We start from the raw sequence: 23,901 nt of genomic DNA, 5'->3' as shown, positions 1-23,901 counted from the left end.
GGAGGGACCCGATGGTCGAACGCACGCCTTGGCTCAACATTCTGACCCACGTGATCCTGTTCACGGGGCTCGCGATCCTGGTCGTTCCGATCTACCTCGTCTTCGTCGCGGCCTCCCAGACCCTGCAGGACGTGATGGCGATCCCGGCGAAGCTGCTGCCGGGCGACCAGCTTTTCCCCAACATCGCCGCCGCCTGGCACGAGGCGGAGTTCGACACGAAGTTCCTCAACACGCTGATCCTCGCCACGGGGGTGGTGGTCGGGAAGATCGTGCTGGCCGCACTCACGGCCTTCGGCATCGTGTTCTTCGATCACCGGTTGAGGATGCCGATCTTCTGGGCGGTGTTCATCACTCTGATGCTGCCGCTGGAGGTGCGGATCGTGCCGACCTATGCGGTGGCGGCCAACGCGCTGTCGCCGTTCCAGACCATCCTCGACATGCTCGGGATCACCGGGCTGGTCAATGCGCTGACCGGCTTCGAAATCGCGCTCAACTGGAACCTGCTAAACAGCTATACCGGGCTCATCATGCCGCTGGTCGCGACGGCGACGGGCACGTTCCTCTACCGCCAGTTTTTCCTCACGATACCGGATGAACTGGTAGAGGCGGCGAAGATGGACGGGGCGGGGCCGTTGCGCTTCCTGCGGGAGATCCTGATCCCGCTCTCCGTCACCAACATGGCGGCACTCGCCACCATCATGTTCGTGGTGGGCTGGAACCAGTACCTCTGGCCACTCCTCATCATCACCGATCCGGCTTACGGGGTCGCTGCGGTGGAGCTGAGCCGCCTCGTGCCGAACATGAACACCACCGGCGGCGACATCCCGAACTGGCACTGGGCCATGGCCGGTACGCTGATCGTGATGCTGCCCCCGGTGGCGGTCGTCATCCTGATGCAGCGCTGGTTCGTGCGCGGTCTCATCAACACCGACAAGTGAGGAACCGGACATGTCCGACATCTCGATCCGCGACGTGCGCAAGTCCTATGGCAAGGAGGAGGTCGTGCACGGCGTCTCCCTCGACATCCACAACGGCGAGTTCGTGGTGATCCTCGGCCCCTCGGGCTGCGGCAAGTCCACGCTCCTGCGCATGATCGCGGGGCTGGAGGCGATCACGAGCGGCGAGATCGCCATCGGCGACACGGTCGTCAACGAGCTGGAACCGCGGGAGCGGGGCTGCGCCATGGTCTTCCAGAACTACGCGCTCTATCCGCACATGACGGTGGAGGGGAACATCGGCTACGCGCTTAAGGTCGGCGGCATGCGCAAGGCCGAGCGGCTGGAGCGGGTGCGCGAGGTGGCCCGCTCGGTCGGTCTCGAGGAGTTTCTCGACCGCAAACCCGGCCAGCTTTCGGGCGGGCAGCGGCAGCGTGTGGCTATGGCCCGCGCCATCATCCGCGAGCCCGAGGTCTTTCTCTTCGACGAGCCGCTCTCGAACCTCGACGCGAAGCTGCGTGTGCAGATGCGTCACGAGATCCGGCGCATTCACAACCGGATCGGCGCCACCTCGGTCTTCGTGACCCACGACCAGCACGAGGGCATGACCCTCGCCGATCGCATGGTCATCATGAACAAGGGCACGATCGAGCAGGTCGGCACGCCGGAGGAGATCTACGACCGGCCTGCGAGCCTCTACGTCGCGGGTTTCATCGGCTCGCCCGCGATGAACATCCTGCCGGGCGAGATCCCGACCGGGGCCACCGTCGTGACCCTGCCGGACGGCGCCCGCATCCGCATCCCGCAGGCGATCGCGCAACGCCATGGGGGCCGGATGGTGCAGATCGGGCTGCGGCCCGAGACGCTGAGCCTCACGGCGCCCGAGGTGGCCACGCTGAAAGCCCGCTTCGAATTCGCGGAGGAGCTCGGCTCCGGCCGCCTCTACCACCTCGCCGTCGAAGATCTGACGCTCACCGTCCTGTCCTCCGAGAAGCGCCGGTTCAAGGAGGGCGAGATCGTCGGAGTGAGCGTCGCGGACGGCCTCGTCCACGTCTTCGACGCGGAGAGCGGTGCGCGGCTCGGTGACAGCAGCGTGGATCAGCCGGCGCTGGAGGTCGCGCAGTGAGCGACCGCCTCGACCCCGCCTATGCGCGCGACTACCTGACTGGCCGGCTAACCGGCGGGCCTCGCCCGGCGGCGGTCGGGCGCAAGTTCTCGGCAGATGGCGCGGTGCTGCCCGCGCCCGGCAACACCTTCCTCTGCCACGTCGATCCGGCTTCCGACGCACATGCCGCCCTGGCTCGGGCGCAGGACATCCTGAAGGCGGGACCGCTCGCCGACGCTTTCACCTTCCTGCCGCCCGCGAGCTTTCACATGACGGTCTTTCAGGGCGTCATCGCGACGGAACGCGACCTGGAGCGCTGGCCCGGGCATCTCGCCACGGACGCCGCGATCGACGACGTGACGACCGACATCGAACCGCGGGTAGCGTCCCTGACACTGCCAACGGCGTTCCAGATCCGCCCGCTCGGTATCTTCGGCGGCTTCTCGGTCTCCGTCAGCGGTGCCGACGCGGAGCAGGAGGATAGGCTGCGCCGCACCCGCGACACCCTCTCGGACGCCATCGGCCTGCGTGCGCCCGACCACGACAGCTACGACTTCCACATCACGCTCGGCTACCTGCTGCGCTGGCTCAGTCCGGAAGACGCCGAAACCGTGCTCGACACCTCCCGCCGCGCGGCGGAGGAGCTGCCGGAGCAGATCACGCTCGGCCCGGTGGAGTTCTGCACCTTCGACGACATGCACCGCTTCGCCCCAGTTCGCCAACTTATGTCGTGAAAGCCTATTGAGTCGCCAAGCGACTTAACAGCTACCGAGCTATGGCGCGCGTCGTCTGCTCATAGCCGAAACAACAACTCACAAACATGTAGCATTCGGTTAAGCAGCAAAACAGAAATCGCCGAGGCTTGCACTGCTGTCATACAGTATGCCGAACTGGTAACTCGGCTGATCTATTCCACCTAGAAAGGTGGTGCGGTCGAGAAGACTCGAACTTCCACGGGTTTTACCCCACAGCGACCTCAACGCTGCGCGTCTACCAATTCCGCCACGACCGCATCGTGGTGTGGGCGGGCGTATAGCAACGCGCCCAGACCTTGTGAAGGGGGGAAGTGACGGAATATGTCATGCGCACCCATTTTCTTTCGCGGAGCCTCCCGATGGTCGTCTGGACACGGTCCGACCGCCCCGTCCCCTACCCCGACGCGCTGGCCGAGATGGAGGCGCAGGTGGCCCGTATTGCAGCCGGTGACGGGGAGGAGGCGGTGTGGCTGCTGGAGCATCCGCCGCTCTTCACCGCGGGGACCAGTGCCAAGCCCGAGGATCTGCTCTGGCCCGACCGCTTCCCGGTCTACGAGGCGCGGCGCGGGGGCGAGTACACCTATCACGGGCCTGGACAACGGGTGGCCTACGCGATGCTCGATGTCGGGCAGCGAGGCCGCGACGTGCGCGCCTTCGTCTGGCAGCTGGAGGAATGGGTGATCCGCACGCTCGCCGCCTTCAACTTGCGGGGCGAGAGGCGCGCGGGGCGCGTCGGCGTCTGGGTGGCGCGGCCGGACAAACCGCCCCTGCCCGATGGGACCCCACGGGAGGACAAGATCGCGGCGATCGGGTTGCGGCTGCGGCGCTGGGTGAGCTTTCACGGCATTTCCATCAACGTGGAGCCGGACCTGAGCCATTTCGACGGGATCGTGCCCTGCGGCATCCGAGGGCACGGGGTGACCTCGCTGGTCGATCTGGGCCTGCCGGTGACGATGGAGGACGTGGATCTGGCGTTGAAGGAGAGCTTCGCGGAGGTCTTCGATGCGACCACACCCAAGCGAGAGACCGCGCTCTCAGTCCGTTAGGATGACCCAAACGAAAACGGCGCGGGCCCTGGGGCGCCGCGCCGTAAAAGCATTCGACCGAAAAGACGGTCGACGGAACGCTTACTGCTGGTTCACGATTGCTTCGACTTCTTCCTGCTTGTCCGTGGTCGAGCCGTCGCCCTCGAGCACGTTGCGGATCAGAGCCAGCTGACCGAGGGTCAGGGTGGTCACGTCGGCTTCGACGCCGATGTTGTCCAGTTCGGACTGCACGAGAGCCTCGAACATGGTCAGGCCCACGCCCATTGCCGACTGAGTGTGTGCCTCGGCGAACACGCCGGTGGAGGCGAAGGTTGCAGCGGCGGTGAGAGCGATAAGCGAACGCTTCATTTTAGTTTCTCCTGTTTTCACGACAGCCCGAAATCAGCGCGATCCCGGCATCCCCGTCGTACCGTGACAACTCACATGTCCCACGTTGGGTTTCAAATAAACTTCCTGCAACAGAAAATTTATCTTTCGGGACTGTCATCAGCGCGACGCCGCAAACATGTTTCAGTCTCTCGTTTCGGCAAGACTGGGGTGGGTCTTTTTTTCGAACCGTGCTCAAGAAGCCGTGAAGGACGGGGTGACAACTGCGTCACAACCGGTGATGCGGATCGGCGCCGCAACGCGAGCATCAGTCGCACCTGGAAATGCTCGGAAATGGTTGAGCCCCCGCGAGAACCCGAGTAGCACACGGTCGACGAAGGTATGCACGCCTGCGCGCGAGTCGTGATGCTATGCTGCCTTCCGCAAGATGCAGGAGACGTAAATCATGGCAGATGCGGCCACCCATGCCGATGACGCACATGACGAGCGGGGGTTCTTCACCCGCTGGTTCATGTCCACGAACCACAAGGATATCGGCATCCTCTACCTGATCACGGCGGGCCTTCTGGGCTTCATTTCCGTCGCGTTCACCGTGTACATGCGCCTGGAGCTCATGGAGCCGGGCGTCCAGTACATGACGATGGAGGATGGCTCGCCCAACGGGCACATCTGGAACGTGATGATCACCGCCCACGGCATCCTTATGATGTTCTTCGTGGTGATCCCTGCGCTCTTCGGCGGGTTCGGTAACTACTTCATGCCGCTCATGATCGGCGCGCCGGACATGGCGTTCCCGCGTCTCAACAACCTGTCCTACTGGCTGTTCGTCGCGGGCTCCGCGCTCGCGCTAGCGTCGGTATTCTCGCCGGGCGGCAACGGACAGCTCGGATCGGGGATCGGCTGGGTGCTCTATGCGCCGCTGTCGACCTCCGAAGCGGGTTACTCGACTGACCTTGCGATCTTCGCGGTGCACGTCTCCGGCGCCTCGTCGATCCTGGGGGCGATCAATATCATCACGACCTTCCTGAACATGCGGGCACCGGGCATGACGCTCTTCAAGGTACCGCTCTTCGCCTGGTCGATCATGGTCACGGCCGTGCTGATCCTGCTGGCACTGCCGGTTCTGGCCGGCGCGATCACCATGCTGCTGACCGACCGCAACTTCGGCACGGCGTTCTTCCAGGCCGAGTATGGCGGCGACCCGGTTCTCTACCAGCACCTGCTGTGGTTCTTCGGCCATCCGGAAGTGTACATCGTGATCCTGCCGGGCTTCGGCATCATCTCCCACGTGGTCGCGACCTTCTCCAAGAAGCCGATCTTCGGCTACATGCCAATGGTCTGGGCGATGATCGCGATCGGCGCGCTCGGCTTCGTCGTGTGGGCGCACCACATGTACACAGTCGGCATGTCGACCTCGCAGCAGGCCTACTTCATGATGGCCACGATGGTCATCGCGGTGCCTACCGGCGTTAAGATCTTCTCCTGGATCGCGACGATGTGGGGCGGGTCGGTGCAGTTCACGACGCCCATGCTCTGGGCGATCGGCTTCATCTTCCTGTTTACCGTGGGCGGCGTGACCGGCATCGTGCTGAGCCAGGCGGCCATCGACCGGGCCTATCACGACACCTACTACGTCGTGGCGCACTTCCACTACGTGATGTCGCTGGGTGCGGTCTTCGCCATCTTCGCCGGGATCTACTACTGGTTCTCGAAGATGACGGGCTACGCCTACAGCGAGATCGGCGGCAAGATCCATTTCTGGATGATGTTCATCGGGTCGAACATCACCTTCTTCCCGCAGCACTTCCTGGGCCGTCAGGGCATGCCGCGCCGCTACATCGACTACCCGGAGCAGTTCGCGCTCTGGAACTATGTCAGCTCGATCGGCGCGTTCATCTCCTTCGCCTCGTTCCTCTTCTTCCTCGGCGTCATCGCGCATGCCTTCTGGGTGAAGCGCGCCGTGAAGGAGCCGAAGTACTGGGGAGAGGGCACGGATCCGACGCTGGAGTGGACACTGCCCAACCCGCCGCCCGAGCACACGTTCGAGCAGCTCCCGACCCGCGAGATGTGGGACGAGAGCCTGATCCGAGGCGACAAGCACTAACGCGTCCCGGATGCTATCATCAGGGCCGGGGAGCGATCCCCGGCCCTTTTTGCGACAGGAACGGCTCAGATGCGCATCAAGCTTCTCTGGCAGATCGTGACGGTGCTGGTGCTGCTGAACGCGGCACTGGTCGCGAATGGCCTGTTCGTGGCGGACCGGGTGCCGCCGCTGAGCGAGACGGCGCTGATCGGCGCGACCTCCAAGCTCGACGGCCAGGTGCAGATGGCGCTGGCCGCGGCGATCGCCGCCCTCTTCTGGCCACGGAAGGGACTGGCGCTGCGCCCTGCCCTCGCGAACGCGATCGGCGGCGGCCTGCTCGCGGCCTTCGGTGTCGCCTGGATCCTGAGCAACCTGCCGCTGGAATACCACGCGGCCCTTGTCGCGGGCCGTGGCGGGACGGAGAACCTCGTCGATCCAGCGCTGATCGAGGAGGCCGCCCGCATCTTCGGCGCCGTGAACGTGGTCGTCATCGCCGTGCCGCTCATCTGCCTCAGCCTTGCGGCCTTCACTCGTTTCGCCCGGAGGGATGCGCATGGTTGAGACCCGCCAGTCCGAGCCGATCCTCTCGCTCACCCTCTGGCCGCACCAGTCACTGACTGCCGAAGGGTTCGAGGTGATGTCCTGGGTGATCGGTCTCGGCCTCGCGCTGCCGGTCGTGCCCTTCATCGGCACACCGGTCTTCTGGGGCCTCCTCCCCTTCGTCGGCGGTGCGTTCCTGCTGTTCCGATGGATGGTCCGCTACAACCAGCGCAAGCGGCGGCTGCGCGAAGAGCTGCGGATCTGGCCCGATCTCATCACCGTCGAGCGGATCGAGGCCGACGGCACTACCCGCGACTGGCAGGCAAACCCGCACTGGGTCCGCGTGCAACTGCGCGAGGATGCAAAGATCGAGAACTACCTGACGCTGAAGGGCGCAGGTAGGGAGATCGAGCTCGGCGCCTTCCTCAGCCCCGAAGAGCGGGTGGCGCTGAAGGAGGATCTCGAGCGGGCGCTGGTGCGGGCGTACTGACCGCTCCGACTGCAAGCGCCGATTGCGCCGGACGAAGCGCTGTGGCACTGACTCGGATATGGCGCGATCCGAGCGCTTACCTGCATCCGACACCGCGCATCCTCGTTGAAAGGCAGAAGCCATGCTTGCCATGCTGAAAGCGACCCGCGTTTTCGTGGCCATAGGCCTTGTCGTCGGCGGTCTGGCCGGAGCGCTGCTCTTCGGCCTCGGCATCGCCGCCTATTTCGGCGCGATCGATCTGGGGCCGGACTTCGCCAGCATGAACCCGCTTTACCTCGCCATCCTCGGCTTCGGCCTGCCGCTGGGCGCGTGGCTCGGCTGGCTGCGGTTCAACAGCCTTTTCGACAGGGCGGTGACCTCCCGTGGCGGCGCGGACTGAGGCGGGCGCCCGGCCGACGGGCCTGCGCGCGGCGCTGCTGCTCTTCGGGCTGAACGGGGCGCTCTACGGAAGCTGGGCGGCGCGGATCCCGGACATCAAGTTCTCACTCGGGCTCGACGAGGCGACGCTAGGGCTGGTGCTGCTGGCGGCGGCCTGCGGCGCGGTGTCGAGCTTCGGCCTTGCCGCGCGGGCGGCGGACCGGTTCGGCGCAGGACGGGTGACGCTGGTGCTCGCCGGGCTCGCGATCCCGCCGCTGCCGATGCTGGCGCTGGCGCCATCGGCCTGGACGCTGGCGGCGACACTCTTCGTCTTCGGCGCGGTGGCGGGCTCAATGGACCTGTCGATGAACGCCTACGCGACGGAGGTGGAGAAGCGCGCCGCGCGCTCCCGCATGTCGCTGCTGCACGGGACGTGGTCGATCGGCTTCGCCTTGGCGGCCGCGGTGGCCGGCGTGGTGGCCGACCGGCTCGCCCCCGCGCCGCATCTGGGCATGATCGCCGTGGTCGGGGTCGGAGTGCTTGCGGTGGCCGTTGCGCTGATCGTGGCGCCCGGTGCGCAGGGCGCAGGCGGCCCGCGCGCGGCGCTCTTCGCCATTCCCCGCGGCCCGCTGGTACCGGTGGCAGCCCTTGTCGCCATCGCCTTCCTCGCCGAGGGCGCGGTGATGGACTGGGCGGCCGTGCATGTGCGCGAGGGGCTGGGCGGCACGACGGCGGAGGGCGCACGGGTCCTCACCGCCTTCGCGCTCACCATGGTCGCGGTGCGGCTCGCGGGCGATGCGGTGATGGACCGGCTGGGGCCTGTGACGACGGCACGGATCGCGGCGGGGCTGGCGACGGTGGGAGCACTCGGCATGGCCTTCGCCCCGACGCCGATCTGGGCTGCGGTCGCGATGGTCCCGCTGGCGTTGGGGCTCGGGCCGATGGCGCCGCTGGGCTTCTCGCAGGCGGGCAAGAAGGCGCGCGGCGGCTCCGGCGAGGCGGTCGCAGCGGTCGCCCTCACGGGCTATGGCGGTATCCTGGTGGGGCCGGTCCTGATGGGCTTCAGCGGCGCGGCGCTGGGGCTCGGCACCAGCTTCGGCCTGATCGCGCTGGGGGGTGTCGCGATGTTCCTGCTGGGCCGCCGACTGGTGTGAGGGGCCGTCGCGTCCCGGCCGCAGCGCCGGGACCTTTAGGCCCAGGGCGCACCGTCTACTGACGACGAGGACCGCGCTACTGAGAGACCCCGGATCAAGTCCGGGGTGGTTCGTACTCTGAACAACTGTCCCGGCCGAAGCGCCGGGACCGCTCGGGATTAGGCGTGTTCGGCAGCGCTTTCTGAAGGAGCGTGCTAAACGATGGCACACGGCCCCGGATCAGGTCCGGGGCGGTTCCGGCCAACCTAAAGGTCAGCCCAGCCGAGCCTTCACGTCCGCGCCGACCTTGCCGAAATCCATCTGGCCGGGATGCGTGGCCTTCAGCTCCGCCATCACCTTGCCCATGTCGCGGATGGAATTGGCGCCGACCTTCTGCATGGCCGCCTTGATCGCTGCTTCCGTCTCCGCATCGTCGAGCTGACGGGGCAGGAAATCCTCGATCACCGCGATCTCGCCGCGCTCCTGCTCGGCCAGTTCCAGCCGGCCGGCCTCCTCGTAGGCGGTCGCGCTGTCCTCGCGCTGCTTGATCATCTTGGAGAGGATGGCGAGGATCTCCGTGTCCGAGACACCGTCGCTCGCCTCGTCGCTGCGGGCCGCGATGTCGCGGTCCTTGATCGCGGCATTCACGAGGCGCAGCGTCGACAGCCGGCCGCTGTCCTTCGCCTTCATCGCCTCCTTCATCGCCGCAGAAATACGCTCACGCAGCATGGCAACCCCGTCTGTGCCGTCCGACCTCTCGCGGACCGGGCGACTATACCGGGCCTGCCTGGGACGTGCAACGCTCGCCGGATCGCTCAACCATATGATATAATTACATATTTTTCAAAACCGCTTTCGCTTGACGCAACGGGCGCAGCACCGTAGCTTCCGCCAGATTTCACACATGTCAGAGGTTGTCCCCCATGGCCGACACCGCCCCCACCGCCGCCCTGGTCCTCGCCGACGGAACCGTCTTCCATGGCCGAGGCTTCGGGGCGGAGGGGCTGGTGACGGCGGAGCTTTGCTTCAACACCGCCATGACCGGCTACCAGGAGGTGATGACCGATCCGTCCTATGACGGGCAGATCGTGACCTTCACCTTCCCGCATATCGGCAATACCGGCGTGACGCCCGAGGATGAGGAGGCGAGCCAGCCTTACGCCAAGGGCATGGTGGTGAAGTGGGACCCGACGGAGCCGTCGAACTGGCGCGCCGTGGGCACCCTGCCCGACTGGCTGCGGCGGACCGGGCGGATCGGGATCGGCGGCATCGACACACGGCGGCTGACCCGGGCGATCCGGACCATGGGCATGCCGCATGTCGCGCTGGAGCATCGGGCGGACGGGCAGTTCGACCTCGAGAAGCTCGTCGCGGCCGCCCGCGGCTTCGAGGGGCTGGAGGGCGCGGACCTCGCCAAGGGTGTGAGCACGCTGCAGAGCTACCGCTGGGAGGATGGCCGCTGGGAGTGGGGCACGGGCTTTCCCGCCGGACAGGTCGGCGGGCCGAAGGTCGTCGCCATCGACTACGGGGCGAAGCGCAACATCCTGCGCTCGCTGGTCTCCGCCGGGTGCGAGGTGACGGTTCTGCCCGCGACCGCGACCTACGAGGACGTGATGGCGCAAAGCCCCGACGGGGTGTTCCTCTCCAACGGCCCGGGCGATCCAGCGGCGACCGGCGCGTATGCCGTGCCGATGATCCGGGAGCTGATGGACAAGACCGAGCTTCCGATCTTCGGCATCTGCCTCGGCCACCAGATGCTCGCCCTCGCGCTCGGCGGGCAGACGGTGAAGATGAACCACGGCCACCACGGCGTGAACCACCCGGTAAAGGAGATCGAGACCGGCAAGGTCGAGATCACCTCGATGAACCATGGCTTCGCGGTGGACGGCGGCACGCTGCCCGCGGGCGTAGTGGAGACGCATGTGTCCCTGTTCGACGGCACGAATTGTGGTCTGCGGGTCGAGGGTCGGCCGATCTTCTCCGTCCAGCACCACCCGGAGGCGTCGCCCGGACCGCAGGACAGCTTCTACCTCTTCGAGCGCTTCGCGGCGTCGATGAAGGAAGAAACCACGGCCTGAACTCCACGCGTTAACCTTTTGTCGTGGTTAACGTTTTGTTTACTCTCCTAGGGCCATCGTCCCCCCAATCGTGGGGACGATATGAACCAGGGATTCCAGGAACAGGCGACGCCGTTCGTTGGGCCGAACGAGAGTCTTGCCCCCTCTCCACCGCGCACCGATATCGGTGAGCTCGCGGTCGAGCTCGGCTATGCGCAGCCCGGCGCGGTGCTGCATACCCGCCTGATCGCGCGGCGCGCGGGCGAGAGCCTGCACAACACATTGTTGGCCGAGGGCCTGATAGACGAAGCGCAGCGGATCGAGCTTCTGTCCCAGATCTGGGGCGTCGGGCGCGTCGATCTGGATGCGAGCCCGCCCGACGCGGAACTGCTCAAGGATTACAGCGTCTACGACATGCTGCGGATCGGCTTCATGCCGTGGGTGGGCCTTGGCGGCGTGCGCATCTTCGCCCTCAGCGATCCGGAGCGGACGGAGGAGGTCCTGCAGCTCAACCATCCCGATGGGGTGAAGCCCGCCATCTCACTTGCCCCACGCTCGATGATCGAGGCTCAGCTCACCGCCCACTTCGACCCGCTCCTCGAAAGCCGGGCGATGACGCTCTGCCCGCCGCGCTATAGCTGCCGGAACTGGGGTGGCGGCCGGCATGTGTGGCTCGGGCTCGGAACGGGCTTTTCGCTGATCTCCGCCTTCTTGCTGTGGCCCGGGGTATCGCTGACCCTGGCGCTGATCGTGATCGCGCTCGGCAACACGCTGACCCTGATGATCCGCTGCGTCGCGCTGATCGCCGTCGCGCGCAGGCCCTTGCCGGCCGAGGACCCTGACCCGCCCGGCAAGCTGCGCGACCCGCCGACGGTCACGGTCCTGCTGCCGCTGCTGCGCGAGGGGCCGGTCCTGAAACGGCTGATCGACGCGCTGAACGCCCTCGACTACCCCGCTGTCCGCCTCGACCTGATTGCGCTGGCGGAGGAGCAGGATGTGGAGACGCGGGAGACGCTGGCGGCTCTCGACCTGCCGCCCAACCTGCGGGTCCTCACCGTCCCGCACGGCACCCTGCGCACCAAGCCGCGGGCGATGAACTACGCCCTGCCCTTCTGCCGTGGTGAGATCATCGGGATCTACGATGCGGAGGACCGGCCGGAGCCTGACCAGATCCTGCGCGTCGTCGGCCATCTGCGCGAAGCACCCGAGGACGTCGCCTGCGTGCAGGCCCGCCTCGACTTCTACAACCCTAACCAGAATTGGCTGACGCGCTGCTTCACGCTGGAATACGCGACGTGGTTCCGGGTGCTGTTGCGCGGGGTGGAGGCGCTGCGCCTGCCGCTACCCCTGGGCGGCACCTCAGTCTTCTTCCGCCGCGCGGCACTGGAGCGGGTCGGCGGCTGGGACGCGCATAACGTCACCGAGGATGCGGAGCTCGGCATGCGCCTCGCCCGCTTCGGCTATCGCTGCGAGATGATCGCCTCGACCACCTACGAGGAAGCCAACCCGAGCCTGCCGAACTGGCTGCGGCAGCGGTCGCGCTGGTTGAAGGGCTACTGCATCACATGGGCCACACATATGCGCCGACCCGGTGCCCTGTGGGGCGATCTGGGACCGCGCGGTTTCCTGGGCTTCCACGCGATCCTACTGGGGGCGATCGTCGCCTATCTCGCCCTACCGCTCTTCTGGGCGATGACCATTGCGACAGTGGCCGGGCTGACCGTTCCGGCGATGGAGGCGGTGCCGAAGCCGCTGTGGCTCATACTCGTGGTCAGCTTGCCGCTCGGCCAAGCGGTGATGCTGACGGCGGTGGGCGTGGCGCTGAGGGCGCGGCGGTCGCGCTGGCTCTGGCCTTGGGTCTTCACCCTGCCCTTCTACTGGCCTCTCGGCGCGATGGCGGCGTGGCTGGCGGTGTTCGAGCTCTTCACCGCGCCCTTCCACTGGCACAAGACCGAGCATGGGCTCGCCGACACCTCAGATGTGGAGCACTCCTGACATCAGCACATGGGCCTGCCCCGCCACACGCACGCCCTCGATCGCCTCGCGCGGCCCGAGGACGGAGACGCGCGCCCGGCCCGGGCGGCCCAGCCCATGGCCCTGCTCGGCAACGTAGTCGGGCGTGGCGAGGTGACCGTGATGCCAGAGCCAGGACGCTGCGCACCCCGTCGCCGACCCGGTGAACGGATCCTCGTCCTGTTCGGGCGGGAGCATCAGGAGCCGGGCGAAGGTGTCGCCGCCGTCAACGCCTTCAAGGCAGACGAGATAAGGCTCCATTTGCCCCTGCCCGCTGTCGGCCTGCCACGCGGCGAGTGCCTCCCGATCGAGCTGCGCGCGGCGCACCGCGTCGAGGGAGCGGAGCAACGTCACACAGAACGGCGTGCCGGTGGAGACGACTTGCGGCGCGCCCACGACCTCCTCCGCCGCGAGGCCGTAGATCGCGGCGATCCGCTCCGGTGCGAAGGTCGGGCCGAAGGTGGGCGCGGGCTGCGTCATCTCGATCCAGCCGTCCGCATGGATGTGGATCGGCAGGACGCCGGCCCCGACCTCCAGCGTGAAGCGGTCGCCCGCGGCCACCTTCCCCCGATGCATCAGCGAGGCGACAGTGGCAACGGTCGGATGGCCTGCCAGCGGGATCTCCCGCGTCGGCAGATAGTAGCGCGCGCCGAAGTCGGCGGTGTCGCTGGGGACGAGATAGGCGCATTCGCTGAGGCTCGTCTCGCGAACGAGGGCGAGGCGGTCCTCCAGCGCCATGTCGCCCGCCCCGTGCACCACAACGCAGCCGTTGCCGCCGAAGGCCCGGTCGGTGAAGGCATCCACCCAGTCGCAATCGTAGCTCGCCATCCGCCTCTCCTTTCGCGGACAGGAAAGGAGAGGCGGATGGCGCGGGTCAAAGGAAGTATTGTGCCCGGAACAAAGCGGTCCCGCCGGGTCGGGCGGGGCCGCAAGCGTTCAGCGCCCGGCGCGCCACTCGGCCACGACAGGGTTCTCGTCGGTGGGCGGAGCGGGGCGGCGCGCGTCCTCCAGCGCCTCGACGGTGGCCGCGACCCGGGCGACGGACTGGGTGTCGGACGTGAGGCGGCGCATGCGGATGTGGTGCAGCTCGCGCGCGCCGAAATAGAAGCTCACCACAGCCCCCATCAGCCACCAGAGCGGGTCAGGCACCAATGCGAGGCCCTGCATCCGCGCAGCGAAGCCCAATGGATCCTGCATCGCGTAGACGAAAAGCCCCATGGTGCCGAGCGCCATGGCCAGGCGCGGCAGCCGGTTGAGCCCGTCGATCGCCGCATCGAACCAGGTGCGGTTGTGGCCGAACTCCGCCCCGTGCTGGGCGAGGGCGGCCAGATGCTCCTGATGCTCCTGCGCGGCGCGGGCGGTGCGGTTCTCGGTAAAGACCTCGGCCACGCCGGTGATCGCCTCGCCCACGCCGCGGGCGGCGGTGCCGATGATGGTGCCGCTCACGCCCATGCCGACACCCGTGCGCGGTGCTGGGCGTCGGTGAGATGCCAGCGGGGGTGGATGAACTCCTCGGCCCGGACGATCCAGCCGCCCTTGCCGCCATCGCGCCGCCGCGCGTATTTGCGGCTGGTCGGGCGGCGGTCGGCGAGCGCGTAGTACCAGTTGCGCCGCTCGACGCCGTAGGCATCGTTGAGCCGGTCGCCCCCGATCTCCGCCGCAGCCCGGTGCGCGGCGGCCGCCGTAAGCGGACCGATGGCGCCGTCGATGGTGACCGGCTCGCCGAACTTCGCGAGCAGGCTTTGCAGGAGCCGCACGGCCCGGCTGCCCGCATTCACGTACATGTCGAAGACCGCGGCCTGCACCGGCGCAGGCAGACGCCCGATCTCGGGCGCCTCGAAATAGTCGCGGCGGAAGATCGCGGCGGCGTGCTCCACCGGCAGGATGCGCACGTCCGCCGCATCCACGTCGCCGTCGCCATCCAGATCGAGGCCCAGCCGCCGCATCGTGTGGATGGTAACGCCGTGGTTCGTGGCCCCGCCGGGATCGTCGGGATCGTCCACGAAGCCGCCCTCACGGGCGAGAATACCCGCGATCATCTCGTCAATCCTGTCCATCAAACGCCCTTCCGAGAATGCTTTAAGGAAAGGTGAAAGGATGCTGGAAACTGTTTGAAACGCGGTTAACGGCGCGGTGGAAAATCTTCGGACGAAGATTTTGAACGATCTTTCGTCCGAAAGATCGTGTCTCAGTTGGTGAGCTCGATGCCCCGCTCCTCGAACGCGTCGGTGAGTTCCTTCGGCCGGTACTCCTCGTCGTGCTTGGCGAGGACCTCGTCCGCCCGGAAGAGCTCGCCGTCCATCCGGCCCGTCACGATGGTATCCTCCCCCTCGGCAAAGAGGTCGGGCACGATGCCGGTGAAGGTGACGCGGATGTCGGCCTCCGTATCGGTGACGGTAAAGAAGTGAACGTCGCCCCGCTCCCAAGTTCCCTCCTTGACCAGACCGCCGAGGCGGATGGTCTGACCTTCAGCAGGCGGGTTCTCCACGATTTCGGAGGGCAGGCGGAAGAACTGCCCGCCTTGCCCGATGCCCACGATGATGAGGCCCGAGGCCGCGGCCAGCAGGACGGCGCCCAGGGCGACGAGTTGCACGCGGCGGCGTTTGCGGGGGCTCATGGGCATCGGTCTCTCCTTACGGGAACAGCGGCGCGAGCATCAGGCCCGCGGTCTCATCCAGTCCCAGCATCAGATTTGCGTTCTGGACCGCCTGACCGGAAGACCCCTTGGTCAGATTATCGAGAGCGGCAAAGACCCGCACCCGCCCCGACCGCCGATCACCGACGACGCCGACATGCACGAAGTTGGAGCCGCGCACATGCCGCGTCGCCGGCGCCTCGCCCATCGGCAGCACCTCGCAGAAGGGTTCGGGGCCGTAGCGTTCGGCAAGCGTCGCATGAATCTCGTCCGCGTCGCCGCGCACATGGCAGGTGGCGAGGATGCCGCGATTGGCGGGCATCAGGTGCGGGGTGAAGGTGACCTCGACGGGGCGCCCGGCGGCCTTGCCGAACTGCTCGTCGAACTCCGAGGTGTGGCGGTGCTGCGGCAGGCCGTAGGCATGGGTGCCCTCGCTGACCTCGGAGTGCAGCATCGCTTCCTTGGCCGCACGGCCCGCACCGGAGACGCCGCAGACCATGTCGATGATGATCTCGTCGGGATCGATCACGCCCGCCTGCAGGAGCGGCAGAAGCGCGAACATGCCGGTCGCGGCGTTGCAGCCGGTGCCCGCGACGAGGCGGGCCGCGCGGATGTCGTCCCGGTAGAACTCGCTGAGGCCGTAGACAGCGGTCTTCTGCAGCTCCGGCGCGCGGTGGGCGTCGCCGTACCAGCGCTCGTAGACCGCGGTGTCCGACAGCCGGAAGCCAGCGGAAAGGTCGATGACCTTCACGCGCTCGGGGATGGCCGCCACGATCTGCTGCGACGTGCCGTGCGGCAGGGCTGCGAAGGCGAGGTCGATGCCGGACCAGTCGACGGTATCGACCTTGGTGAGCTCCGGCAGGTCGAGATGGCGCAGATGCGGAAAGACCTCGGCCAGACGCATCCCGGCCTTTCGGTCGGCGCAGAGCGCGCCGATTTCCAGGTCGGGATGGGTGGCGATGAGGCGGATCAGTTCGGCGCCGGTATAGCCGCTGGCCCCGATGATCGCGACGGTCTTGGTCATCTCGGTCTCTCCATAAGTAGGCGCTAACTAATGGACCACGACCGGAGGATCAATCGTGGCTGAGCGCTGAGGGCCGCGCCCGACCTGGAGGGCGCTCGCGGGACGGGATTGATATGCTCGCACTTTCAAGCATTCATATGGCTGCTTCGATGTCCGGCATCACCAACGCGCCCTCCTGGGGGAGGGTGATTGGGCTTCCCGGAAATCGTCCGGTGGACGGTTTCGCCCGATCACGGGCGGAGCCCCCGGGCCGGCGCGGCCCGGCGGTGCCGCCCGGCGGAAGGGTGCTTCTACTTGGTACCACCCCGGACTTGATCCGGGGCCTTTGGATGAATTGCGCCACGCTCTGGGCGGTCCCGGCGCTGCGGCCGGGACGGTGTACCGGAAGCCTACGCGGACGAGGCGTCAGCGCGCGTTCTTCTCCTCGAACTCATAGCCGAAGCCGAGATTGGGGATCGGGGTGGGCGACAGCGCGTAGGTCTGGGCGCGCAGCCAGTCCATCAGCTCCCGCGGATTGCCGGAGCGCGCGTCGATCTCCGCCCGGTCGAGCGGCTCGCCGATCACGACCGGAACCGCCCCGCCGACCCGCGCCTTGAACTCGGAGATCAGGAGCGCCATCCGCAGCGTGTAGTGCAGGTGCGAGGCCACCTGGAAGCGCCGCGAATTCGCCCCGTGGAAATACACGGGCACCACCGCCGCGGCCGACTTCGCGATCATCTTCGCCGTGAAGGTCCGCCAGCGCGGGTCGAGCGGGATGCCCCGCGGCCGCGCCGCCGTCGACACCGTACCTCCGGGGAAAATCCCGATGCAGCCGCCCTCCCGCAGATAGTCCAGCGCCGTCTTGCGGGTTTCGAGGTTCAGCCGCTGCGCCTCCTTCGTCTCGTCGAAGCTGATCGGCAGGATGATGCGGTTGAGATCCTGCGCCTTCTGGAAGACCTGGTGGGCGATGATACGAAAATCCTGCCGCGTTTCCTGCAGGATGTGGCCCATGATCAGCCCGTCGAGGATCCCGAACGGGTGGTTGGAGATGACGACGAGCGGCCCCTCCCGCGGGATGTTGTCGAGCGAGCCGCCGATCACGTCGAGGCCGAGCCCGTAGCGCTCCACCATCACGGACCAGAAGTCGCGGCCCTGCGCCACCTCGTGCTCGTAGCCCTTGGCGCGCCGGATCAGCCCCGGACGGCCCGTCAGGTTCTCCAGCGCGCGGATCATGGCGCGCCCGCCGCGGGTGCGGGCGGAGTTGGCGTAGGATATCTCGCGGGCGACGTGGCGAAGCTGCATCAGTCTGATCTCAAGCCGTTACGTAAGGTCATTTCGGAAAAAAGCGCGGCCCATCAGCCACATCCTTGGCATGATCCCGGCGCCGATGCCAGAACACGCGACATCACAAGTTTAAGTTGTGTTTTACTTACCGAGCGAATCTTCCGCCAGCGGATCACCCCTCGCTGGCGTTTTTTGATACGAGATTTTACAGGCCGGTCCATGTTGCACCGTACGGAGATTGACGGGCTGCGCGCATTCGCAGTGCTCCCCGTCATCGTTTTCCATGCCGAATTTCCGCTGCTGCCGGGCGGCTTTCTCGGGGTCGATATCTTCTTCGTCATCTCCGGCTACCTGATCACCGCGATCCTGATGGAGGATATAGACAAGGGGCGCTTCTCCCTTGCCAAGTTCTACGAACGGCGCGCCCGGCGGATCCTTCCTGCCCTCGCCGTGATGCTCGCGGTGACGGTGCCGTTTGCCTACGCATGGATGATCCCGCCACAGCTTGAGGAGTACGGGCACAGCCTGATCGCCGTGCCGCTCTTCCTGTCGAATGTGCTGTTCTTCTTCAAGACCGACTACTTCACGCCCGCGGCCGAGGAGCAGCCGCTGCTCCACACCTGGAGCCTCGCGGTGGAGGAGCAGTTCTACATCTTCTTCCCGATCCTGCTGTTGCTGTTGTGGCGCCACGCCCGGCCACAGCTCACCAAGACCGTGATCGTGCTCCTGTTCGCCGGGTTCTTTATCAGCGAGATCGGGTGGCGGACGCTGCCCGAAGCCGACTTCTACCTCCTGCCCTTCCGGGGCTGGGAGCTGCTGGCAGGGTCGGCCTGTGCGCTCGTCCAGCGGAAGTACGGTCAGGGCCGGCACGAATGGCTGGCGGCCCTCGGTCTCGCGCTGGTCGTCGCCTCCTTCGTGCTGCTGGGTCCGCACACGCCGATGCAGAGCCTTCTGGGCATCCTGCCGGTGACGGGCACCGCGCTCATCATCCTCTTCGCCTCCGAGAAGACCTGGGCCGCGCGCATCCTGTCGCTCAAACCCTTCGTCGCGATCGGGCTCATCAGCTACAGCGCCTATCTCTGGCACCAGCCGATCTTCGCCTTCGCGCGGATCCGGATGCTGGGCGCACCGGATGGCTCGACTATGGTGATGCTGACGCTGCTCACGCTCTTCGTCGCGTGGCTGTCCTGGCAGTTCATCGAGCAGCCGTTCCGCCGCAAGCGGATGCCGCTCTTTGCCAACCGTGCCGACGTCTTCACGGCGACGGCCGCGGCCAGCATTTTCGTGGTTGCTGTCGGCGTGGTCGCGACGCACGTCGCTTACAACCCCCGCTGGATGAACCTCACGCCGATGCAGCAGGCGTATCTCGCCAGCACCGAGCGCAGCCCGATGCACGAGGCCTGCTACCTCACCCGGCACGAGGATGCCGCCGCCACCGAGAGCTGCACCTTCTTCGAGGATGACGTGCGGGTCGCCGTGTTGGGCGATAGCCACTCCACCGAACTCGCTTTCGCGCTGGCCGAGGAGCTGCGGCCCTTCGGCACCGGCGTGCGCCAGTTCAGCCGCTCTGCCTGCGGTCCGCCCTTCTCCAACGAGGGTGGCATGAGCATGAGCTGCGTGAACTGGGTGAAGGACGTGGTGGACCTCATCATCGCGGATGAGGAGATCACCCATGTCGTTCTCGGCTACCGGCTGAATCTCTATCTTTCCGGTAGCCATGAAGAGGTCTGGCCTGCGCTGCCCTCCGAGCATGATGAGGCGCATCGCAACTCCATCATCCGCTCGCTACACGAGCTGATCCTCACGCTCTCCCACACCAAGGAGGTCGTGATGCTCGCCCAGGTGCCCGAGCTGCCCGCTCCGATCGAGGAGCTGGTCTATCGCGACTATCTCGACCGCAACGGGGAGATCCTGGGCGTCACGCGCGCCTGGTGGGACGACCGCACCCGCTTCGACCGGACGCATCGGACGGACCTGCCGGACAACTTCACCCTGATCGATCCGACGGAGATCTTCTGCTCTTCGGATCGGTGTTTCGCGGGTCGGAACGGTGTCTCCTACTACTTCGACGACGACCACCTGTCGATTCACGGCGCCCGGCAGGTTGCGCGCGCCATTCTGCCGCATGTCATGAACTGATTTCGGCGGAGCATCGCCGAAACGCTCCGCCTTTTCGACGTGCTCGCGATTTTAGTGACCCGTTAGCTCAACCTTTGCCTGTGTCCAGATGTCCGGGCTCGCCTGCCCGTGCTATGTCGCACTGCAGCGTAACGTGAGCGGCCGGGGGGCCGCGTTCGAGCGTTGGAGGGGGCATGAACTACCGTCGCGAGATCGACGGGCTGCGCGCTGTCGCGGTCCTGCCGGTCATCCTGTACCACGCGGACGTCCATTTCCTGTCGGGGGGCTTTCTGGGCGTCGACATCTTCTTCGTGATCTCGGGCTACCTGATCACCGCCATCATCGCCGAGGAGGTGGCGCAGGGCCGCTTCTCCATAGCCCGGTTCTACGAGCGGCGGGCGCGGCGGATCCTGCCGGCGCTCACGGTGGTGCTGGTGGCCACCCTGCCCTTCGCCTGGGCGTGGATGATGCCGTCCCAGTTGGAGGATTACGGCGCGAGCCTCGTGGCCGTGATGCTCTTTGCATCCAACATCCTCTTCTTCCTGCAGCTGGACTATTTCGGCCCGGCGGCGGAGGAGCTGCCACTCCTGCACACCTGGACGCTGGCGGTGGAGGAGCAGTTCTACATCTTCTTCCCGCTCCTGATGCTCGCGATCTGGCGCTTCGGTCCACGGGTGGTGGTCGGCGTGCTGGTGGCGCTGTTTCTGCTGAGCCTCGCGGCCAGCGAGGTTGGCTGGCGCGTGGCGGACGAAGCAAACTTCTACCTGCTGCCCTTCCGCGCGTGGGAGCTGCTGGCGGGCTCGCTTTGTGCACTTGCACAACGCCGCTTCGGCCAGTCGCGCAGTGAGGTGCTGGCGGGCATCGGCCTCCTGATGATCGCCGGTGCGATCCTGATGTTCGACAAGACGACGCCGATGCCGAGCCTCTGGGGCCTGATCCCGGTGGGCGGCACGGCGCTGGTGATCCTGTTCGCCGCCACCGGCACGTGGACCGCACGGCTGCTGTCGGTGCGGCCGATGGTGGCGATCGGGCTCATCAGCTACAGCGCGTACCTGTGGCACCAGCCGCTCTTCGCCTTCGCCCGGATCCGCTTGCTGGAGCCGCCGAGCCTGCCTCTGATGCTCACCCTCGCAGCCCTGTCGCTGGTGCTCGCCGCGATTTCCTGGCGCTTCGTCGAGCAGCCGTTCCGCCGGAAGGAGGCGCGCTGGCTGCCCGCCCGCTCCGCCGTCTTTGGTGCGACGGCTGCGATCAGCGGCGTGGTGCTGGCGGTCGGCCTCACGCTCTTCCTGCGCCCCGGCACGCCGGAGAGCCACGGTCTCAGCGCCCGCCACGCGGCCTACCTGCAAAGCGCGCGGCCCAGCCCGCAGCGCGCCGACTGCCACTCCACCGGCGGCAATCAGATCGATCCGGAGCAGCCTTGCGTCTTCTTCGCCGAGGATGCCCGCGTCGCGGTGTTCGGCGACAGCCATGTGGTCGAGCTCAGCTACGCGCTCGCCCGCCTGCTGGAGCGCGACGGCGAGGGCGTGATCCAGCTCAGCCAGAGCGCCTGCCCCCCGAAATACGAGGCGCCGCCCTATTCTTCGCTCTGCGCCCGCTGGACGCGCGAGGCGCTCGACGCGCTGCTGGCAGACGAGACGGTGACGCATGTGGTCGTGGGCTACCGGCTGAACTCGAAGCTCTTCGGCGGGCATGAGCAGGTCTGGCCCGCCCAGCCCGCCTCGTTCAGCGAGGACGATCGCGACGCCACGATGGACGCGCTCCACGGCATTCTCGCTGAGCTTGCGCAGACCAAGGAGGTCATCCTCGTCGCCCAGTCGCCGGAGCTGCCGGCTCCGGTCACGGAGCTCGTCTACCGCGACTTCACCGATGGCTACGGCAACCTCGTCGGCGTGTCCGAAGCGTGGTGGGAGGCCCGCAGCCGCTACGAACGCGCCCGCCGCGACGAGCTGCCCGCGGGCGTGTCCGTGGTCGATCCGATGGGCCTGTTCTGCGCCGAAGGCAACTGCGTCGCGGGGCGCGATGGCGTCGCCTACTACTTTGACGACGACCACCTGTCGATCCACGGCGCGGAACTGGTGGCGCGGGAGATCCTGCCATACTTGGACCTGTGATCGGGGCGGCAGGCCGGGCGAGCGCCTGCCCGTGGGGTGGCGCTCCCAACCGTCGAACGATGCACTTTATCCCGGTCAAGTCGTTGCTAGCTTTGATCGAAGCGTGTCGTAGCAAAGCGCCAGCCCGCCGGGACGGACGGGCGCTCGCCCGGCGCCTTCGGCTTGATTCCGGGCGCGTTGGCGCTTCTTGCAAGCGATTGGAGATCCGCGATCTGACCTATTCGTGAGAGAATGAATGTTGATGGCGGGCAGCGGCTCAACGATTTCACCAGAGATGGTGGTTATCGGGGGACCGGCGGATGCAAAAACGACAATCCATTCTAATCGCAGCACTCCTCAGCATCGCCGCGACCACCGCCCTCGCTCAGACGCCGCCGCAGATCCGGCTCGCCGACCCGCTCGACTATCCCGGTGAGGGCTACTGCATCGACGTGGTCGGCGTCGGCGACACGGCCCGTGCCGACCTGCCTCTCGTCGTCCACAACTGCCTGCCCGAGCGCGGCAGCAGCGACCGGATCGCGGAGGAGCGGGAGGGTCGGCTCTTCATGCCCGCCTTCGACGCCTGCGTGACCGCGTTCGGGGTCACGGCACCCCTGCCCGGCTCGCCCGTCGTGCTGCGGCCCTGTGGCGCGCAGGAGAGCTTCCTGCCCGCCGACCGCTTGCAGCTCTTCGACCGGACGGCGGAGAACCGGCTGCGCCTGCGCGGCAGCGACCTGTGCCTAGCCGCTGGACCTGACTCCGCCCGGACCTTCAGCCCCAACGACCGCTGGCGCACGCTGACGATGGAGCCCTGCGACACCGTCCCCATCGCCCGCTCCGCCTGGGACTGAGTCCAAACGAAAAACGCGCCCGGCGGGACCGGGCGCGTTTCGCATTGCAAGGCGTCCGACGGATCAGCGCTTGGAGAACTGGAAGCTCCGGCGGGCCTTGCGCTTGCCGTACTTCTTCCGCTCCACGACGCGGCTGTCGCGGGTCAGGAAGCCCGCGGCCTTCAGCGCCGGGCGCAGGGAGGGCTCGTAGAGGCTCAGCGCCTTCGAGACGCCGTGGCGCACCGCACCCGCCTGACCGGAGAGGCCGCCGCCCTTCACGGTTGCCATCACGTCGAACTCACCCTCGACCCCGGCGATGGAGAACGGCTGGGCGAGCAGCATCTGCAGCACGGGGCGCGCGAAGTACTCGTTCATCGGCTTGCCGTTCACGGTGACGGTGCCGTTGCCCGGCTTCACCCATACGCGGGCGATCGCGTCCTTCCGCTTGCCCGTCGCGTAGGAGCGGCCCAGCTCGTCACGGACCGGCTCACGCGGTGCCGCGGTCTCGGTCAGCATCTCCTGCTCGTCGCCGTCCACGCCCAGCGCGGTGGTCTCGGCGGCGACCGCCTCTTTCAGGCCGTCGAGCGATTTGATTTCGTCAGCCATCGTCATGCGCTCCGGGTGTTCTTGGCATTCATGGACTTCACGTCCAGCACTTCGGGGTTCTGCGCCTCGTGCGGGTGCTCACCGCCGGCATAGACGCGCAGGTTGGTCATCTGCTGGCGCGACAGCGGGCCGCCCGGCAGCATGCGCTGCACGGCCTTGGTCACGACGCGCTCGGGGAACTTGCCTTCGAGCAGCTGCTCGGCCGTGCGCGACTTGATGCCGCCCGGGTGACCGGTGTGCCAGTAGTAGGTCTTGTCGGTGCGCTTGTTGCCCGTGAGCTGGACCTTGTCCGCATTGATGACGATGACGTTGTCGCCCATGTCCATGTGCGGGGTGAAGGTCGCCTTGTGCTTGCCGCGCAGGCGCATGGCGATGATCGAGGCGAGACGGCCCAGAACCACGCCCTCGGCGTCGATCAGGATCCACTTCTTCTCGATATCGGCCGGTTTGGCAGAGTAGGTTTTCATCTCTCGCAATCCGTGTTCTCGGTATCG

General features: G+C 66.9%; 24 protein-coding genes and 1 tRNA gene. 14 read left to right on the top strand and 11 right to left on the bottom strand.

The features are described 5' to 3' along the window. Window positions 1-11: 11 nt before the first annotated feature. The 3 genes from I0K15_RS17655 to I0K15_RS17645 are packed head-to-tail and all read left to right on the top strand — an operon-like array spanning window position 12 to window position 2,774. Complete coding sequence (locus tag I0K15_RS17655) at window positions 12-938, top strand: ABC transporter permease subunit (protein WP_196102792.1); 927 nt, start codon at window positions 12-14, stop codon at window positions 936-938. 10 nt (window positions 939-948) lie between these two features. Further along, window positions 949-2,061, top strand: coding sequence for an ABC transporter ATP-binding protein (locus I0K15_RS17650; protein WP_196102791.1), 1,113 nt, complete (start codon window positions 949-951; stop codon window positions 2,059-2,061). Then, window positions 2,058-2,774: a DUF1868 domain-containing protein gene (locus I0K15_RS17645; RefSeq protein WP_196102790.1), complete on the top strand. Its 717-nt coding sequence runs from the start codon at window positions 2,058-2,060 to the stop codon at window positions 2,772-2,774. The genes I0K15_RS17650 and I0K15_RS17645 overlap by 4 nt, the downstream gene beginning before the upstream one ends. 191 nt (window positions 2,775-2,965) lie before the next feature. On the opposite strand, the gene I0K15_RS17640 is transcribed toward I0K15_RS17645, so the two are convergent. Then, window positions 2,966-3,052 (bottom strand) — tRNA-Leu (locus tag I0K15_RS17640). Between the two features lie 102 nt (window positions 3,053-3,154). Here I0K15_RS17640 and lipB point away from each other — a divergent pair. Beyond that, complete coding sequence (gene lipB / locus I0K15_RS17635) at window positions 3,155-3,841, top strand: lipoyl(octanoyl) transferase LipB (RefSeq protein WP_230374174.1); 687 nt, start codon at window positions 3,155-3,157, stop codon at window positions 3,839-3,841. A gap of 81 nt (window positions 3,842-3,922) precedes the next feature. Here the strand turns inward: lipB and I0K15_RS17630 are convergent, their stop codons facing one another. Further along, a complete protein-coding gene (locus I0K15_RS17630; RefSeq protein WP_196102788.1) occupies window positions 3,923-4,189 on the bottom strand; it encodes a hypothetical protein in 267 nt (88 codons plus the stop codon). 424 nt (window positions 4,190-4,613) lie between these two features. On the opposite strand from I0K15_RS17630, the gene ctaD reads away from it, so the two are divergent. From ctaD to I0K15_RS17605, 5 genes are all read left to right on the top strand, one after another. Beyond that, entirely contained in the window at window positions 4,614-6,272 is a 1,659-nt protein-coding gene (gene ctaD / locus I0K15_RS17625; RefSeq protein ID WP_196102787.1) for a cytochrome c oxidase subunit I, read from the top strand. A gap of 69 nt (window positions 6,273-6,341) precedes the next feature. Continuing rightward, the gene (locus tag I0K15_RS17620) at window positions 6,342-6,812 is read left to right on the top strand and encodes a hypothetical protein (RefSeq protein ID WP_196102786.1); all 471 of its coding nucleotides are present in this window, start codon (window positions 6,342-6,344) and stop codon (window positions 6,810-6,812) included. Then, the gene (locus I0K15_RS17615) at window positions 6,805-7,281 is read left to right on the top strand and encodes a DUF2244 domain-containing protein (RefSeq protein WP_196102785.1); all 477 of its coding nucleotides are present in this window, start codon (window positions 6,805-6,807) and stop codon (window positions 7,279-7,281) included. The genes I0K15_RS17620 and I0K15_RS17615 overlap by 8 nt, the downstream gene beginning before the upstream one ends. A gap of 121 nt (window positions 7,282-7,402) precedes the next feature. Next, on the top strand, window positions 7,403-7,660 hold the full coding sequence (locus I0K15_RS17610) for a hypothetical protein (protein WP_196102784.1): 258 nt from the start codon (window positions 7,403-7,405) through the stop codon (window positions 7,658-7,660). Then, a complete protein-coding gene (locus I0K15_RS17605; protein WP_196102783.1) occupies window positions 7,644-8,792 on the top strand; it encodes an MFS transporter in 1,149 nt (382 codons plus the stop codon). The genes I0K15_RS17610 and I0K15_RS17605 overlap by 17 nt, the downstream gene beginning before the upstream one ends. A gap of 252 nt (window positions 8,793-9,044) precedes the next feature. On the opposite strand, the gene I0K15_RS17600 is transcribed toward I0K15_RS17605, so the two are convergent. Beyond that, window positions 9,045-9,500, bottom strand: coding sequence for a GatB/YqeY domain-containing protein (locus tag I0K15_RS17600; protein ID WP_196102782.1), 456 nt, complete (start codon window positions 9,498-9,500; stop codon window positions 9,045-9,047). 194 nt (window positions 9,501-9,694) lie between these two features. Here I0K15_RS17600 and carA point away from each other — a divergent pair, with 194 nt between their 5' ends. Together carA and I0K15_RS17590 are read left to right on the top strand one after the other, a co-directional pair. Beyond that, a complete protein-coding gene (carA, locus tag I0K15_RS17595) occupies window positions 9,695-10,849 on the top strand; it encodes a glutamine-hydrolyzing carbamoyl-phosphate synthase small subunit (protein WP_196102781.1) in 1,155 nt (384 codons plus the stop codon). 81 nt (window positions 10,850-10,930) lie between these two features. Further along, window positions 10,931-12,823 (top strand): glycosyltransferase family 2 protein, encoded by a 1,893-nt coding sequence (locus tag I0K15_RS17590; RefSeq protein WP_196102780.1) that lies wholly within the window; start codon window positions 10,931-10,933, stop codon window positions 12,821-12,823. Here the strand turns inward: I0K15_RS17590 and I0K15_RS17585 are convergent. The 6 genes from I0K15_RS17585 to I0K15_RS17560 form a co-directional block, all read right to left on the bottom strand. Then, on the bottom strand, window positions 12,803-13,669 hold the full coding sequence (locus tag I0K15_RS17585; RefSeq protein WP_196102779.1) for a PhzF family phenazine biosynthesis protein: 867 nt from the start codon (window positions 13,667-13,669) through the stop codon (window positions 12,803-12,805). The two genes, I0K15_RS17590 and I0K15_RS17585, sit on opposite strands and share 21 nt — an antisense overlap. Window positions 13,670-13,777: 108 nt before the next feature. After that, window positions 13,778-14,293 (bottom strand): holin family protein, encoded by a 516-nt coding sequence (locus I0K15_RS17580; protein WP_196102778.1) that lies wholly within the window; start codon window positions 14,291-14,293, stop codon window positions 13,778-13,780. Then, the gene (locus I0K15_RS17575) at window positions 14,284-14,898 is read right to left on the bottom strand and encodes a holin-associated N-acetylmuramidase (protein ID WP_196102777.1); all 615 of its coding nucleotides are present in this window, start codon (window positions 14,896-14,898) and stop codon (window positions 14,284-14,286) included. Before I0K15_RS17575 ends, I0K15_RS17580 begins: the two co-directional genes overlap by 10 nt. A 131-nt stretch (window positions 14,899-15,029) precedes the next feature. Then, complete coding sequence (gene ccmE, locus I0K15_RS17570) at window positions 15,030-15,464, bottom strand: cytochrome c maturation protein CcmE (RefSeq protein WP_230374173.1); 435 nt, start codon at window positions 15,462-15,464, stop codon at window positions 15,030-15,032. A 10-nt stretch (window positions 15,465-15,474) separates the two neighbouring features. After that, on the bottom strand, window positions 15,475-16,500 hold the full coding sequence (gene argC / locus I0K15_RS17565; RefSeq protein WP_196102776.1) for an N-acetyl-gamma-glutamyl-phosphate reductase: 1,026 nt from the start codon (window positions 16,498-16,500) through the stop codon (window positions 15,475-15,477). 405 nt (window positions 16,501-16,905) lie between these two features. Then, the gene (locus I0K15_RS17560) at window positions 16,906-17,781 is read right to left on the bottom strand and encodes a lysophospholipid acyltransferase family protein (protein ID WP_422393989.1); all 876 of its coding nucleotides are present in this window, start codon (window positions 17,779-17,781) and stop codon (window positions 16,906-16,908) included. A gap of 201 nt (window positions 17,782-17,982) precedes the next feature. On the opposite strand from I0K15_RS17560, the gene I0K15_RS17555 reads away from it, so the two are divergent. The 3 genes from I0K15_RS17555 (at window position 17,983) to I0K15_RS17545 (ending at window position 22,822) form a co-directional block, all read left to right on the top strand. Continuing rightward, a complete protein-coding gene (locus I0K15_RS17555) occupies window positions 17,983-19,902 on the top strand; it encodes an acyltransferase family protein (protein ID WP_196102775.1) in 1,920 nt (639 codons plus the stop codon). A 173-nt stretch (window positions 19,903-20,075) separates the two neighbouring features. Next, window positions 20,076-21,992 (top strand): acyltransferase family protein, encoded by a 1,917-nt coding sequence (locus I0K15_RS17550; RefSeq protein ID WP_196102774.1) that lies wholly within the window; start codon window positions 20,076-20,078, stop codon window positions 21,990-21,992. 299 nt (window positions 21,993-22,291) lie between these two features. Then, the gene (locus I0K15_RS17545) at window positions 22,292-22,822 is read left to right on the top strand and encodes an RICIN domain-containing protein (RefSeq protein WP_196102773.1); all 531 of its coding nucleotides are present in this window, start codon (window positions 22,292-22,294) and stop codon (window positions 22,820-22,822) included. 63 nt (window positions 22,823-22,885) lie between these two features. Here I0K15_RS17545 and rpsI read toward each other — a convergent pair whose 3' ends face one another. Further along, the gene (rpsI, locus tag I0K15_RS17540; RefSeq protein ID WP_196102772.1) at window positions 22,886-23,407 is read right to left on the bottom strand and encodes a 30S ribosomal protein S9; all 522 of its coding nucleotides are present in this window, start codon (window positions 23,405-23,407) and stop codon (window positions 22,886-22,888) included. Window positions 23,408-23,409: 2 nt separating this feature from the next. Then, complete coding sequence (gene rplM, locus I0K15_RS17535) at window positions 23,410-23,874, bottom strand: 50S ribosomal protein L13 (RefSeq protein WP_196102771.1); 465 nt, start codon at window positions 23,872-23,874, stop codon at window positions 23,410-23,412. Window positions 23,875-23,901: the final 27 nt, after the last annotated feature.

It is taken from the genome of Pontivivens ytuae (assembly GCF_015679265.1).
Lineage (GTDB): Bacteria > Pseudomonadota > Alphaproteobacteria > Rhodobacterales > Rhodobacteraceae > Pontivivens > Pontivivens ytuae.
Note: the sequence above shows the minus strand (reverse complement) of the source record. Positions and strands in the feature narration are given on the sequence as shown.

Bases quoted from the DNA above. Each gene is read 5' to 3' on its own strand.
- I0K15_RS17655 (WP_196102792.1), top strand. From the start codon at position 12: ATGGTCGAACGCACGCCTTGGCTCAACATTCTGACCCACGTGATCCTG.
- I0K15_RS17650 (WP_196102791.1), top strand. From the start codon at position 949: ATGTCCGACATCTCGATCCGCGACGTGCGCAAGTCCTATGGCAAGGAG.
- lipB (WP_230374174.1), top strand. From the start codon at position 3,155: ATGGTCGTCTGGACACGGTCCGACCGCCCCGTCCCCTACCCCGACGCG.
- I0K15_RS17630 (WP_196102788.1), bottom strand. From the start codon at position 4,189: ATGAAGCGTTCGCTTATCGCTCTCACCGCCGCTGCAACCTTCGCCTCC.
- ctaD (WP_196102787.1), top strand. From the start codon at position 4,614: ATGGCAGATGCGGCCACCCATGCCGATGACGCACATGACGAGCGGGGG.
- I0K15_RS17620 (WP_196102786.1), top strand. From the start codon at position 6,342: ATGCGCATCAAGCTTCTCTGGCAGATCGTGACGGTGCTGGTGCTGCTG.
- I0K15_RS17615 (WP_196102785.1), top strand. From the start codon at position 6,805: ATGGTTGAGACCCGCCAGTCCGAGCCGATCCTCTCGCTCACCCTCTGG.
- I0K15_RS17610 (WP_196102784.1), top strand. From the start codon at position 7,403: ATGCTTGCCATGCTGAAAGCGACCCGCGTTTTCGTGGCCATAGGCCTT.
- I0K15_RS17600 (WP_196102782.1), bottom strand. From the start codon at position 9,500: ATGCTGCGTGAGCGTATTTCTGCGGCGATGAAGGAGGCGATGAAGGCG.
- carA (WP_196102781.1), top strand. From the start codon at position 9,695: ATGGCCGACACCGCCCCCACCGCCGCCCTGGTCCTCGCCGACGGAACC.
- I0K15_RS17590 (WP_196102780.1), top strand. From the start codon at position 10,931: ATGAACCAGGGATTCCAGGAACAGGCGACGCCGTTCGTTGGGCCGAAC.
- I0K15_RS17585 (WP_196102779.1), bottom strand. From the start codon at position 13,669: ATGGCGAGCTACGATTGCGACTGGGTGGATGCCTTCACCGACCGGGCC.
- I0K15_RS17580 (WP_196102778.1), bottom strand. From the start codon at position 14,293: ATGGGCGTGAGCGGCACCATCATCGGCACCGCCGCCCGCGGCGTGGGC.
- I0K15_RS17575 (WP_196102777.1), bottom strand. From the start codon at position 14,898: ATGGACAGGATTGACGAGATGATCGCGGGTATTCTCGCCCGTGAGGGC.
- ccmE (WP_230374173.1), bottom strand. From the start codon at position 15,464: ATGCCCATGAGCCCCCGCAAACGCCGCCGCGTGCAACTCGTCGCCCTG.
- argC (WP_196102776.1), bottom strand. From the start codon at position 16,500: ATGACCAAGACCGTCGCGATCATCGGGGCCAGCGGCTATACCGGCGCC.
- I0K15_RS17560 (WP_422393989.1), bottom strand. From the start codon at position 17,781: ATGCAGCTTCGCCACGTCGCCCGCGAGATATCCTACGCCAACTCCGCC.
- I0K15_RS17555 (WP_196102775.1), top strand. From the start codon at position 17,983: ATGTTGCACCGTACGGAGATTGACGGGCTGCGCGCATTCGCAGTGCTC.
- I0K15_RS17550 (WP_196102774.1), top strand. From the start codon at position 20,076: ATGAACTACCGTCGCGAGATCGACGGGCTGCGCGCTGTCGCGGTCCTG.
- I0K15_RS17545 (WP_196102773.1), top strand. From the start codon at position 22,292: ATGCAAAAACGACAATCCATTCTAATCGCAGCACTCCTCAGCATCGCC.
- rpsI (WP_196102772.1), bottom strand. From the start codon at position 23,407: ATGGCTGACGAAATCAAATCGCTCGACGGCCTGAAAGAGGCGGTCGCC.
- rplM (WP_196102771.1), bottom strand. From the start codon at position 23,874: ATGAAAACCTACTCTGCCAAACCGGCCGATATCGAGAAGAAGTGGATC.